The following is a 12979-nucleotide window of genomic DNA, read 5'->3' on the forward strand; positions in this document are numbered from 1 at the left end:
GCGTCTGCCTTTCCGTCAGGCCGCGAGCAGTGCGGTTCAGAGCGGCTGGGTGCGCTGGAGCAGCCAGTCGCGCGCCGCGCCTTCGACGTGGGGCTGGAGCCGTTCGCGCACGGTGGAGTGATAGGCATTGAGCCAATCCACCTCCTCGCGGGACAGCAGGGCCGGGTCCACCAGCCGCGTGTCGATGGGGCAGAGGCTCAGTGTCTCGAAGCGCAGGAAGTCACCGAACTCCGTCTTGCGGTCCGGCACGGCGGCGATGAGGTTCTCGATGCGGATGCCCCAGCGGCCCGGACGGTAGAGGCCGGGCTCGTTGGAGGTGACCATCCCCGGCTCCATCGCCGTGGTGAGGTCATTGGGCAGGGTCGGAGAGAAGCCGTGCGGCCCCTCGTGGACGTTGAGGAAGAAGCCCACGCCGTGGCCCGTGCCGTGGCCGTAGTCCAGCCCCTCCGCCCACAGCGGCGCGCGCGCCAGCGCGTCCAGGTTCGGGGAGCGGGTCCCCCGGGGGAAGCGGGCACGGGACAGGTTGATGTTCCCGCGCAGCACGAGCGTGAAGTCGCGCCGCTGCTCGGGTGTGGGCTCGCCCACGGGGACCACGCGGGTGATGTCCGTGGTGCCGGACAGGTACTGGCCGCCGGAGTCGATGAGCAGCAGCCCCTGCGGCTTCTGCCCTGGCAGGCACACCGTCGCGTGCGAGGCCTCCGTGGCCCGGTAGTGCGGCATGGCGGCGTTCGCGTTGTACGCGGCGATGGTGGAGAAGCTGAGCGAGACGAAGCCCGGGCGCCGCGCCCGTTCCGCGGAGAGACGCTCATCCACCGTCAGCTCGGTGATGGGCTCGCGGCCCAGGGCGGACTCGAACCAGGCGAAGAACGCGCACAGCGCCGCGCCGTCCTGCTCCATGGCGTCGCGGAAGTGCGCGAGCTCCGCGTCCGTCTTGCGCGACTTGGCCACGGTGGACGGGTTGAGCCCCTCCACCACGGTCACGCCCTTGGGCACCGCCTGCCGCAGGCCGTGGGTGATGCGCCGGGGGTCCACCAGGAGCCGCGCCCCGTCCGCCAACGCCCCCAGCGCGCGGGCCGCTTCGCCATACGGATGGAGGGTGATGCCATCCGCCTCCAGCGCCGTTCGCAGCGCGTCCGGCACCTTCCCCTCCCCGATGAACAGCCGGGCCCCACTGGGATCCACCAGCAGGTGCGCGAGGAACAGCGGGAGGTGATCCACATCCGCGCCGCGCAGGTTCATCAGCCACGCGACGTCATCCAGCGTGGAGATGAAGTGATGCGTCGCGCCCAGCACGCCCATCTCCGCGCGCACGGCCCGCAGCTTGTCGGTCCGCGGCACGGGTGACAGCGCGTGGGCGAACACAGGCGCGGAGGGAAGGGGCGGCCGGTCCGCCCACGCCTCCGCCACCACGTCCAGGTCCGTGCGCAGCACCAACCCCGCCGCGGACAGCTGCGAGGCCGCCGAGCGCGCCACGCCCAGGCCCAGCACCGCCCCATCCACCGCCACCGTCTGCCCCGGCGGCACGTTCGCGGCCAGCCAGTCCAGGTGTGACTGCCCGGGCGCATTCGTCGTCCGCACCGTCGCGATGCCGCTGCCCTTCAACTGGGCGTCCGCCTGATCCCAATAGCGGCTGTCCACCCAGAGGCCGGCGTAATCCGCCGTCACCACCAGCGTGGCCAGCGAGCCGGTGAAGCCAGACGCCCACTCCCGCCCCTTCCAGCGGGCCGGCACGTAGGTGGACAGGTGCGGGTCGCTCGTCGGGACCCAGACCGCCGCCACACCACGCTCCCGCATCACCTGCCGCACCCGCGCGATTCGCTCGCGCGCCGCGGCCCCCTGCGTCTGCTCAAGGCCCATGGCTTCCTCCGTCGTTGCGCCGTGCGTCCTCATGCCGGAAACAGCGCGCCTTTTCGAGGCCCCTCACGGGCAGGGGCACACCCGCCGGGTCAAGACCGCCGGGAATACGGCTGTTGCTCGGAAGACGCGATGCAGCATCCCGTTACGTCGCGGATGGACGATGTGTTGTCCATTGACGGGAAAGCGCCGCGTGGACCTGGGCCCATGGAACGAGGGTGCTTACCAAGCCGGTGGCCGTGGTGAGGAGCACGCGGCCGGGCTTCACCCGTCTCCTGAAGCAGGCCTGGATTCCCACCGTGCGACGCGTACTCGCCATCCTTCCCTATGTTCCGCTGCCTTCGGATACGGGCGGCACCCTGCGCACACTCGAGCTGGTGCGTGCCCTTGCCTCGCGCTTCACGTTGGACGTGTTCGCGGTGCACCGGACGGGCAACGACGCCGAGGGCTTCAAGCGCTGGCTGGGAGAGCTGGGCGTGCCGGCATCGAGGCTGCACCTGGTGGACCTGCCGCGCGTGGCCCCCGAGGAGACGTTGAACAGCACGAGGGCCTTCCTGCGGGGCACGCCGCTCACCTACGTCCGCTTCGCGCGCCAGGGCGTGCAGGACGCCTTGCGCCGGGTGCTGGCGGAGCGAGGCCCCTTCGACATCATCCACTTCGACCACCTGCACATGGCGCAGCTATTGCCGCTGGCGCGGCAGCTCAACCCGTCCGCGCACCTGGTCATCGACGAGCACAACGTGGAGAGCCAGCTGCTCGCGCGGATGGCGCCGCTGAGCCCGCCGCCGATGCGTCCATTCCTGAACTGGCAGTTCAAGCGGGTGGAGCGGTTGGAGCGAGAGTGCGTGAGTCAGGCGGACACCGTGCTGGCGTGTTCGTCCGTGGACGCGGAGCAGCTGCGCGCCATGGGAGCGAAGCGGGTGCAGGTGGTGCCCAACGGCGTGAAGCTGCCGGACTTCGAGCCACGCGAGAGCAAGGGCGACGACCTGGTCTTCGTGGGCTCCATGGACTGGTGGCCCAATGAAGACGCGGTGCTGCTGCTGGCGCGCGAGGTGTGGCCGCTGGTGTCGTCGGAGCTGTCGACCAGCAAGCTGATGGTGGTGGGCCGAAGTCCGCCCGCGTCCGTTCGAGCCCTGGAGAACGAGCGGCTGGTGGTGACGGGCTCGGTGCCGTCGGTAGCGCCGTACCTGGCGCGCGCGTTGGCGACGGCCATTCCGCTGCGAGCGGGCAGCGGGACGCGCCTGAAGGTGCTGGAGGCCGCGGCGGCGGGCGTGCCCGTGGTGGCCACGCGCCTGGCGGTGGAGGGGTTGCCGGTGGTGGAGGGGCAGCACGTCCTCCTGGCGGAGTCCCCCGAGGAGTTCGCCATCGCGCTGCGCCGGCTGCGCAAGGATCCGGACCTCTGCAGCCGGCTGGCGCAGAACGCCCGGCGCATGGCGGAGTCCTTCGCGTGGGACGGCATCGGGGCCGGGCTGGGCGAGCTCTACCTGAACGCGGTGTCCGTGAGCGGCGAAGGGAAGAAGCTCTCCGGAGCGGAAGCCAACTGAGCCTCCGGCCCGGTGCGGTGGGCCGCCACCGCACGTCCAGGCCCGCGGACATGGGTTCCGCGAGGGGCTCGCCCGCCGGGAGAGCACGGCACAAACCTGTCCGACTGTCGGACACGTTCTCGGAGGCCTCGGCCGACGGGGGCCTCCACCCACCCGAGCCGTGGAAACCTGTCCGACTGTCCTACAGGTTTTGAGCGGCCGAAGCAGACGGGGCCTCCACCCAGCCAGACCCTGGAAACCTGTCCGACTGTCCTACAGGTTTTGGGCGGCCGAAGCCGACGGGGGCCTCCTCCCATCCGGACCCTGGAAACCTGTCCGACTGTCCTACAGGTTTTGGGTGGCCGAAGCCGACGGGGCCTCCGCCCATCCGAGCCGTGAAAGCCGGTCCGACTGTCCTACAGCTTCTGGTCAGCCGAAGCCGACGGGGGCCTCCTCCCATCCGGACCCTGGAAACCTGTCCGACTGTCCTACAGGTTTTGGGTGGCCGAACCCGACGGGGGCCTCCGCCCATCCGAGCCGTGAAAGCCGGTCCGACTGTCGGACAGGTTTGGCCCGTCTCGGACAGGAGGGGTGCCGCGGCGATTTCCGGGAAATGAGGCCGTGACGCCTCGGTTGCCCTACCCGGCCGCGACCTGCTCTTCGCGTGGGTCCATCAGGGCGGGCAGGTAGAGGGACTCGATGTAGCGATTCGCCATCCGCTCCGGTGCGTGGTGGGCCACGACGTACTCACGCGCCGCGTGCGCCATCCGCGTGCGCCAGCCGGGCGCATTGAGCAATCCCGCGAGCGCCGAGGCCAGCGTGCCCGCGTCGCCCGGAGGCACCACGAGCCCGCGCCCCGTGCCCAGCACGTGGGGCAACTCCCCTACTCCGGACGCCACCAGCGGCCTTCCCAGCGCCATCGCCTCTAGCGCGACCAGGGGCATGCCTTCGCGCAGGGACGGCATCACCACCACGTCCGCCGCCGCGTACACGCTGCGCACCTCCGAACGGAATCCCAGGAAGCGCACCGGCAGCCCTTGAGCCTGCGCTTCCAGCGACTCGCGCAGCGGGCCATCACCCACCAGCAGCAGCGTGGGCACCGTGGCGCCAGGCGTCCGGGCCAGCCGGTGCATCGCGTCCAGCAGCACCTGAGGACCCTTCTCCACCGAAAGGCGTCCGACCAGCGCGATGACGGAACCCTCCGGCGCGAGCCCCAGTTCCTCACGGGCCAGGAGCCGCTCCTCCTCCGTGCACTCGTCCTCGAGCGGCAGCGCGTTGGGGATGTAGACCACCGGCGAGCGGTGGACGTACCGGCGCAGGCGCGCGGTCAGCTCGCGCGACACCGCCGCCACCGCGCGTGTGCAGTTGCCCAGCACGCGCGCGAATCCCTCATAGGCGATCAGCGCGGGCGTAGCGCCGGTGTCCCCGTGGTACGTGGCCACCAGCGGCACTCCGGCGAGCGCGCTCGCGGCGGCTCCCAGCGTGAGCGACTTGTAGTCATGCGCGTGCAGCACCCCCACGCCGCGCCTGCGCACCTCCGAGGCGAGCGTCGCCACGGCCATCGCACTGAAGCGGCCGGGCACCTCCAGCGTCAGCGCGTCCAGCCCCTGCTCCCGAGCCGCGCCCGACAGCACGTCCACCCGACCGGGCGAAACGAGGCTGCACACCTGCGCGCGCCACGGCGACGGCGTGGACGAGGCCAGTGACAGCAGCGCCCGCTCCGCGCCATACAGGCCGCAGGTGCTGCGCACATGGAGGATGGTGGAGTGCGGCACGCGTGGTCCTCCGTGCCCGCTCACGCCTGGGCGCGAGCCGCGGCACCCCGATAGAGCTTCGCGTACGTATCCACCATCGTGGACAGCGAGTAGCGCTGTGCCTCGCGCTTCGCGGCCTCGCCCAGGCGGGAGCGCAGCTCCGCGTCGTGGGCCAGACGCTTCACCGCGCCACCGAGCGCATCCACGTCTTCGGACTTCACCAGGAGCGCCGTCTGACCATCGCTGTGCACCTCGCGGATGGCCGGAATGGCGTGCGACACCGTGGGCAGCCCCACCGCCATCGCCTCCAGCAGCGACAGCGAGCGGCCCTCACGTCGGGACGGCTGCACGTAGACGTCGAACGCGGGCAGGAGCTTGCTCGCCTCCAGCAGCGCGCCCGTGAAGTGCACCCGTCCTGCCAGCGGAGACGCGGCGGCACGAGCGCGCAGCGAGGCCTCCATCGGGCCGGGGCCAATCATCACCAGGTGCGTGTCCTTCGCGTCCGCGAAGTGGCGCAGGAAGGCATCCACCAGCAGGTCCGGACCCTTCTCCTCGGAGAGGCGGCCCAGGTAGCCCACCACCTTGGCGTCCTGGGGAAGGCCCAGACGCTCACGCGCGGCCCGGCGGGCCTCCTCGCCCGTGGCCACCTCCAGCGGCACGCCGTTCTCGATGGTGACCACGTTGGAGAGCAGCTTCGGGCTCCAGCGCTCCAGGCTGGCGCGCACCTCGCTGCCGCACGCGACCAGGGACTGGGTGAACATGGCGGCGGCCATGGCCGCGGGGCGCAGCTTGCCCTGCGGCTCCACCGTCTGATGGAAGGTGCCCATCACGGGCGTGCGCGGACGCAGCGTCCGGGTGGCGACCGCGTTGAGCCAGGGCCCCACGTCGTGGCCATGGACCACGTCCGCGCCAAAGGCGTCCACCTCCTGGGCCAGTCGGCGGATGGCCGCGGGCGTCATGCCGGCGAGGCCTCCCAACCAGACCGTGGGGACGTTGGCGCGCTGGAGCAGCTCGCGCACCGGGCCGTCCGGCCCCAGGGCCAGCACCACGGAGTCGATGCCCCGCTCGCGGCCATGCTGGGACAGCCGGACCACCAGCTGTTCCAGTCCGCCCATCTCCAGGCCATACATCACGTGAGCCACGCGCGTCGGGCGCGCCGTCGGGTGCATTTCGTTCTTCATGGACGCGGCCAAGCTAGGCACGCGCCCCAGCCCCACAACCCCCCGAGCCCAGCCCGCGCCCCGGCGGATGTCCGACAGTGGAAGATCCTTCGCGGAGCGTGAAGGCGCGGTGCCTCCCAGAGGAGGAACGGCCCGTTTGCCCGGGGCTTCCGTCCTACGCGAGACTCGTGTGCATCCAATGCCTACAGGCCCCCGAGGGGCCCCACCGGAGCCCTTCTTGGGAATCCCCGATCGCGACTTCCAACTGCTCACGACCTGCGGCGATGAATCCGAGGCCGCGCTCGTGCGGGCGCTGCTCGAAGCGAACGGCATCCCCTGCCTCGTCCAGGGCGAGCAGCACCGCTCCATGCTGGGCGTGGCCGGGGCCTTCATCGAGCTGCGGGTGCTGATCCCCTCCGGGGAGCTGGAGCACGCCCGTGAATTGCTCCGGAGCGTGCCGCAGGAGGAGCCCGGCGGGACCGGTCCCACCGCGACGCCGGACCCCGATGCCGAGGAGGCGCACTGCGCGGTGCATGGCCAGCGCGCCACGCGGACCTGTGAGCGGTGCGGCACCTTCCTGTGCGCGAGCTGCGATGGCGCAACCACCGGTGTGTGTGAGGACTGCGCGGACCGCAAGGGTTCGGGCGCTCAGGTCCAGCGCGGCCGGAAGCGCAAGGTCGTCGCATGGCTGATCCTCCTCTTCCTCTTCGGACCGCTTTTCCTCCTCATGCTGGCGAGCACCCTCAACGCCCTGCTGAACTGAACCCAGAAGGTGTCTGGCATTGGGCCCTCGTGTTCGCTTCGCCGCCCTGACCCTGGCCCTGGCCACCGCGTGCGCCTCCGCGCCCCCCGTGCCTCGCACGCCCGGGGTGGCTGTCATGCCGGCGCGGACAGGCGCTCCCGCGAACGGCCTGCCCTACCGCCTCTTCGTCTCCGGAAAGGCCACCCCGGCGCACCCGCACCGGCTGGTGGTGTGGCTGCACCCAACGGGCACGGATGGCCTGGCGCTGGTGGAGCCCCTGGCCGACGCCTTCGCCGCTCGGGGATACGCGCTGCTGACGTTCCCCCGCGAGCACGTGCAGGGCTGGAGCGGCGCGGACGCGAACCGGATGATGCTCGGCACGCTACCGGAGGTGGCTCGCGTCCCCGGCGTGGATGCACAACGGCCCGTGCTGCTGGGATTCAGCGCGGGCGCGCAGATGGCGCTCGAGCTGTGGGCCGCGCGCCCTGACGCCTTTCGCGCGTTGGTGCTGATTGCGGGCGCACCCCGCTTGTCTCGCGGCGATGAATACAATCCGCCCCGGAGCTCCGCGCACGCGAGGATGCCCCTCCTGTCATTCATCGGAGAGCGGGATGGCAGCGCGCCCCTCTGGCGGACGGCGCTCGAATCCTGGCGTGCCGCCGGGCTGAGGTTGGATTCGCGCGAGGTCCCCGGCCAGGGACACACGTGGTTGCTGGTACGACCTGATGAATTAACGGTGTTGTTTCAATTCCTGGCGGAATTGTCTCGGGGACCCTGACCTTTTGTCGTCAGCCACGCGAGAAATGTCAACCACACATGAAACACTTGAATTCCATGTTGACGCCATGAGAAGCCACCGTCGGTTTTCTCATACCAGGAGTCCGACGTGCTTCGACATGCATCACGCTGGGTCACGACATTCGTGCTGGGTTTCACCTGGATTCAGGCGGGCTGTGCTCCCGCGGAGCCGCCCACCCAGGAGACACCGGAGGCAGCATCCGCCGAGCAGCCGCTGCTGGCCGGGGAGCGGTCGCTCCTGGGCACCACGGCGCTTCCGGCCGTGACGGCCGCGGACGACAGCGGCGCGGTGGAGCTGGGCGTTCGCTTCCGCAGCGACGCTCCGGGACGGATCATGGGCGTGCGCTTCTACAAGGGCGCGGGCAACACGGGCACGCACACCGGCAGCCTGTGGACGGCATCCGGTTCGCTGATGGCCACCGCCACCTTCCAGAACGAGACGGCGTCCGGCTGGCAGGAGGTGCGCTTCGCCTCGCCGGTCACCATCGCCGCCGACACGAACTACGTTGTCTCGTATCACGCGCCCGCGGGGCACTACGCCGTGACGGCCAACGGCTTCGCGTCCGCGCTGGATGCGCCGCCCCTGCACGCCGAGGCGTCCAACAACGGCCTCTACCGCTACGGCGCCAGCGGCTTCCCCACCAGCTCGTTCAACGCGAGCAACTACTGGGTGGACGTGGCCTTCCAGGCCAATGACACCACGGCGCCGCGCGCGCCCACCAACGTCACCGCCCTGCCCAGCTCGTCCACCGCCATCGACCTGACCTGGTACGCGTCCGTGGACGGCAGTGGTGAGGTGCAGGGCAACGCCCGCTGGCACCTGGTGTACCGGAACAACGAGCTCATCGCGGAGCTGCCCGGCACCACCGTGCGCTACCGCGACACCGGCCTGACGCCCTCCACCGGGTACAACTACGCCGTGCGCGGCCGTGACGCCGCCGGCAACCTCAGCGCGTCCTCCACGGTCATCAACGCCACCACGCTCCCGAACATGGCCTGCAACCCCTGCAGCCTGTGGAACAGCGTGACGGGCGACCCGCAGTTCGAGAACGCCGACGCCACCCCCACGGAGGTCGGCGTGAAGTTCCGCACCGACGTGGCGGGCACGGTGACGAAGGTCCGTTACTACAAGGGCAGCACCGATACCGGCCCGCACGTGGGCCACCTGTGGAGCGCCTCCGGCACGCTGCTCGCCACCACGGAGACGACGCCCGCGGAGACGGGCTTCGGCTGGCGCGAGCTGGCCTTCTCCACGCCCGTGAGCCTGACCGCGAACACGACCTACGTCGTGTCGTACTTCGCCACTGGCGGGCGCTACGCCATCACCCCGTACTACTTCAGCACCGCGGGCGTGGACATGCCCCCGCTGCACGCGCCCTCCACCCTGGAGGCCAGTGGCAACGGCGTTCGCAACCTCAACGGCAGCGCGTTCCCCACGGAGGCGTGGCTCAACACCAACTTCTGGGTGGACGTGACGTTCGTCCCCTCGGAGCCCAGCGGTCCCGCGACGGTGGACCTGGCCGTGACGCAGTCATTCTCTGACGGCACTGGCGCCAACGGTGACGTGCTCTTCTACGACATCACCGTGACGAACAATGGCCCGGCGACCGCCACCAACGTCGTGCTCGACGTCCCGATCCCCGCGGGCTTGAACTACTTCTTCTACTCGGCGAACGCTCCGCCGGTGAACGGTGGGCACTGCGGGTTCTTCAGTGACCTGCAGTGTGGCGCCCCCACCCTGGCGCCGGGCGCGAGCTTCACCGTCCACGTGGAGGCCATCCCCTTCAGTGCCGGGACGTTCACCAGCCAGGCCACCATCTCCTCTTCGGAGACGGACTTCGTGCCGGGCAACAACACGCACGCGCTGGCCATCCCCGTGGGCCCGTCCACGAACCTCGTCACCTTCGACTCCTTCCCCGGCGCCGACGAGACCTTCAACGGCCCGCACGGTCCCATCCACTTCGGCCTCAACCGCTGGTACATCGCGTCGCCGTGGGGCGGGTTCGACACGAAGAGCATCTCCTTCAACGGAGGTGGTCTCACCCAGGCCAACCTGTCCATCTTCGGCCAGCGCCGCGTCCTGGGCCTGGATGCCTTCACGTGGGACACGGGCGCCACGCTCACCCTGAGCTGCATCGACCTGCCCAGCCTCACCTTCCCGCTGACGGCGGGCCAGGTGACGCATGTGGTGCCCACCTGGACGCAGCCCTGCACGGTCTTCACGCTGACGACGTCCAACGGCTGGGACACGAACTTCGACAACCTGGAGCTGTCGCCCCGGCCCTGAGCACGTGACGCATGGGAGGGCGGGTATGCTTCGCGGATGCCCGCCGCTCCCCTGCTCCTGAGTGCAGCGACGTCCCTGTTCGCCACCACGTGGCTCCTCGCGGCGGCGCCGTTCTCCGTCGCGGTGGAGCCCTCCGGTTTCACCGTCCAATCCGACGGCAAGGCCGTGACCATCACGCAGGTGGAGCCAGGGAGGCCGGCCGACCAGGCGAAGCTGACGCCCGGCACGCGGATCCTGCGAATCGAGTCACCGGAGCGGACGTTCGCGCGGGGTCCCATCGAGAAGCTGGGCCAGACGGACCTGCACGACGCGCTCATCGCCACCTGGGATGAGCCGCTGCTGCTCTTCGTGGGGAACACGCGCGAGGATGGCCGCTACATCGGCCTCAAGCGCGATGAGCCGCGCCCCGACGAGGAGTTCCCCGGCTTCCCCCTCCCCCCGGAGAAGCGCGCCCGTCTGTCTCTCCTCCAGCAGCAACTGCACGAAGCCCGGCGCCTGCGGGAACTGCACCGGACGCCGCGTGAGAAGCCGGGCCTCGAGCTGCGCCACCAGAGCGAGGCCTGGGTGAAGGGGGGCCAGCTGCGGTTCGTTGACGGAGGCGGCTTCACCGGGCTGTGGATCCACCCGGAGCTCACCCTGGACGCGCGGTGCCCCGACCGGCTGGAGAAGGTGGTGCTGAGCGGCCCGAGCAAGGGATTGCCCCGAACGTTCCAGCCCGCCGCGGACTCCGCGTACACCGGGCAGGACTTCACCTTCGACCTGCCGCTGTGGTCCGTCCGCGACGTCACCCGGGCCTGTGCCTCGGGGAAGTCGTCGCTGCCGGTGACGCTGCGCGCGGAGCTGTCGTGCAAGGACGAGCCCGCCTTCCAACAATCCCTCCCGGTGAAGCTGTCTCTGAAGTGCGAGCAGACGCTCCCGGACGAAGACTCGGGCGGCCTCCGGTTGATCGGCCTTCGCGGAGCACCGGAGGAATACGTCACCGGAACAAAGGCCTCGCTGACAGTGGAGGCATCGGGGCTCGACAGCGTCGTCCCCCCGGTGACCTCGGTGACGTTCGTGGAGGTGGATGCACGGGGCAAGGTGAAGAAGCGCTTCCCCACGGTGCCCGTGCCCGCGGGCGCGGCGGAGGTGACGACGGAGCTGACGCTGGACACGTCCACCGCGCGCACCGTGCGGCTGTCCGTGGAGGCTCGCTTCGCGGACGGCAGCACCCGGGGCTCGGACACGCGCGAGGTCACCATCGTCACGCCGGCGTTCGTGGAGGCACGGCGCAAGGGCTACGAGGAGGGCAGCCGCCGGTGGCAGGCGTTGGACCAGCGCTTCACACAGGCGATTCCCACCCCCTGCGCCGACATCGCCGCCACCGTGGCCTGGCTCAGGGCTCAGCCCGAAGTCGAGTCCGCCCACGGCACCGGCCATCACAACTACGACTACCGCGTGAAGGGCTCCGGCATCACCAACCTCGTCAACTGCCACAACCCCTGACGCGCGGGACTACGACGGCTTCTCGCCGGCACACGCGGCGGCACGCGCGCGCAGCAGCGCCTGTTCCTTCGCGTTGCGCGTGAGCGACGCCGCCCGTTCGAACTCCGCCCGCGCCTCCTTGAGACGCCCCAGCTTCTGGAGCAGGTCGCCGCGCACGCTCGGCAGCAGGTGGTAGTGCTTGAGTGACGGCTCGGCCACGAGCTGGTCCACCAGCTCCAACCCCACCGCGGGACCGAACGCCATCGACAGGGCGACAGAGCGGTTCAACTCCACCACCGGTGACGGCGTGAGCCTCGCGAGCACCGCGTAGAGCGCCGCGATGCGCGGCCAGTCCGTTTCCTCCGGCGTGCGCGCCCGCGCGTGGCAGGCGGCGATGGAGGCCTGCAACGTGTACGGCCCCGCTGGCCCCACTTTCTCCGAGCGATCCAGCGCCGCGAGCCCGCGGCGGATGAGGAGCTGATCCCACTGCCCGCGGTTCTGCTCCAGCAGCAGCACAGGCTCACCCGACGGCCCCACCCGCGCCCGGGACCGCGACGCTTGAATCTCCATCAGCGCCACCAGCCCGTGCACCTCCGGCTCGCCCGGCGCCAGCTCCGCGAGGATGCGGCCCAGGCGAAGCGCGTCCTGGCAGAGCTCCGGCCGCATCCAGCCATCGCCCGCGGTCGCGGCATAGCCCTCGTTGAAGATGAGGTAGACGACCTCCAGCACCGACGCGAGCCGCGCCGCCAGCTCGTCGCCGTGGGGGACCTCGAACGGGACGCCCTTCTCCGCCAGCGTGCGCTTGGCCCGCACGATGCGCTGGGCCACCGTGGGCTCTGGCACCAGGAACGCACGGGCGATTTCATCCGTCGTCAGGCCGCCCAACAGCCGCAGCGTGAGCGCCACCCGCGCCTCCGGGGACAGCACCGGGTGGCAGGACGTGAAGATGAGGCGCAACAGGTCGTCGCCGACGTCGTCGTCCAGGGCCGCGTCCAGGTCTGGCACCTCCGCCTCCTCCAGCCCGTGTCCCAGCTCCTCGTGCTTGCGCGCGAGCAGCTTGTGACGGCGCATCTCGTCGATGGCGCGGCGCTTCGCGGTGGCCATGAGCCACGCGCCCGGGTTCTCCGGCACGCCCGACACCGGCCATTTCTCCAGCGCCACGACCAGCGCGTCCTGCGCCAGCTCCTCCGCCTGCCCCACGTCGCGCACCATGCGCGCAAGCCCGGCAATGAGCCGGGCGGACTCGATTCTCCACACCGCGTGCACCGCGGCCTGCGCCTTGGACATCGTCACGGCGCGAACTCAATCAAATGCACGTCGAATGGGCGCCCCGGAAATCGACATGGGGTTCGATTTCCCGCGAAGACAGCACGGCCCCGGGCCTCCCCTCGTCGGGA

The 12979-nt window shown here is 70.6% G+C and carries 9 protein-coding genes; 5 read left to right on the top strand and 4 right to left on the bottom strand.

Annotation, left to right across the window (positions count from 1 at the left end; genetic code table 11):
• Nucleotides 1-36: 36 nt before the first annotated feature.
• Nucleotides 37-1857 (bottom strand): aminopeptidase P family protein, encoded by a 1821-nt coding sequence (locus tag D7Y04_RS18250; RefSeq protein WP_121760140.1) that lies wholly within the window; start codon nucleotides 1855-1857, stop codon nucleotides 37-39.
• Between the two features lie 296 nt (nucleotides 1858-2153).
• Here D7Y04_RS18250 and D7Y04_RS18255 point away from each other — a divergent pair, with 296 nt between their 5' ends.
• The gene (locus D7Y04_RS18255) at nucleotides 2154-3398 is read left to right on the top strand and encodes a glycosyltransferase family 4 protein (RefSeq protein ID WP_158627540.1); all 1245 of its coding nucleotides are present in this window, start codon (nucleotides 2154-2156) and stop codon (nucleotides 3396-3398) included.
• A 617-nt stretch (nucleotides 3399-4015) separates the two neighbouring features.
• Here D7Y04_RS18255 and D7Y04_RS18260 read toward each other — a convergent pair.
• Both D7Y04_RS18260 and D7Y04_RS18265 read right to left on the bottom strand, forming a co-directional pair.
• On the bottom strand, nucleotides 4016-5152 hold the full coding sequence (locus D7Y04_RS18260) for a glycosyltransferase family 4 protein (protein ID WP_158627541.1): 1137 nt from the start codon (nucleotides 5150-5152) through the stop codon (nucleotides 4016-4018).
• 20 nt (nucleotides 5153-5172) lie between these two features.
• A complete protein-coding gene (locus tag D7Y04_RS18265) occupies nucleotides 5173-6312 on the bottom strand; it encodes a glycosyltransferase family 4 protein (protein WP_147454850.1) in 1140 nt (379 codons plus the stop codon).
• 217 nt (nucleotides 6313-6529) lie between these two features.
• On the opposite strand from D7Y04_RS18265, the gene D7Y04_RS18270 reads away from it, so the two are divergent.
• The 4 genes from D7Y04_RS18270 to D7Y04_RS18285 all read left to right on the top strand — a co-directional run bounded on the left by D7Y04_RS18270 (nucleotide 6530) and on the right by D7Y04_RS18285 (nucleotide 11603).
• Nucleotides 6530-7054, top strand: coding sequence for a DUF2007 domain-containing protein (locus D7Y04_RS18270; RefSeq protein WP_158620731.1), 525 nt, complete (start codon nucleotides 6530-6532; stop codon nucleotides 7052-7054).
• A 19-nt stretch (nucleotides 7055-7073) separates the two neighbouring features.
• Nucleotides 7074-7811, top strand: coding sequence for a hypothetical protein (locus D7Y04_RS18275; protein WP_121760144.1), 738 nt, complete (start codon nucleotides 7074-7076; stop codon nucleotides 7809-7811).
• Between the two features lie 108 nt (nucleotides 7812-7919).
• Entirely contained in the window at nucleotides 7920-10118 is a 2199-nt protein-coding gene (locus D7Y04_RS18280) for a DUF4082 domain-containing protein (protein ID WP_121760145.1), read from the top strand.
• A 36-nt stretch (nucleotides 10119-10154) separates the two neighbouring features.
• A complete protein-coding gene (locus D7Y04_RS18285; protein ID WP_121760146.1) occupies nucleotides 10155-11603 on the top strand; it encodes a hypothetical protein in 1449 nt (482 codons plus the stop codon).
• 9 nt (nucleotides 11604-11612) lie between these two features.
• On the opposite strand, the gene D7Y04_RS18290 is transcribed toward D7Y04_RS18285, so the two are convergent.
• The gene (locus tag D7Y04_RS18290) at nucleotides 11613-12869 is read right to left on the bottom strand and encodes an RNA polymerase sigma factor (RefSeq protein ID WP_121760147.1); all 1257 of its coding nucleotides are present in this window, start codon (nucleotides 12867-12869) and stop codon (nucleotides 11613-11615) included.
• Nucleotides 12870-12979: the final 110 nt, after the last annotated feature.

This window comes from Corallococcus sp. AB038B (genome assembly GCF_003668955.1).
Lineage (GTDB): Bacteria > Myxococcota > Myxococcia > Myxococcales > Myxococcaceae > Corallococcus > Corallococcus exiguus.

Coding starts and splice junctions, on each gene's coding strand:
- D7Y04_RS18250 (WP_121760140.1), bottom strand. CDS start 1,857: ATGGGCCTTGAGCAGACGCAGGGGGCCGCGGCGCGCGAGCGAATCGCG.
- D7Y04_RS18265 (WP_147454850.1), bottom strand. CDS start 6,312: ATGAAGAACGAAATGCACCCGACGGCGCGCCCGACGCGCGTGGCTCAC.
- D7Y04_RS18285 (WP_121760146.1), top strand. CDS start 10,155: ATGCCCGCCGCTCCCCTGCTCCTGAGTGCAGCGACGTCCCTGTTCGCC.
- D7Y04_RS18290 (WP_121760147.1), bottom strand. CDS start 12,869: ATGTCCAAGGCGCAGGCCGCGGTGCACGCGGTGTGGAGAATCGAGTCC.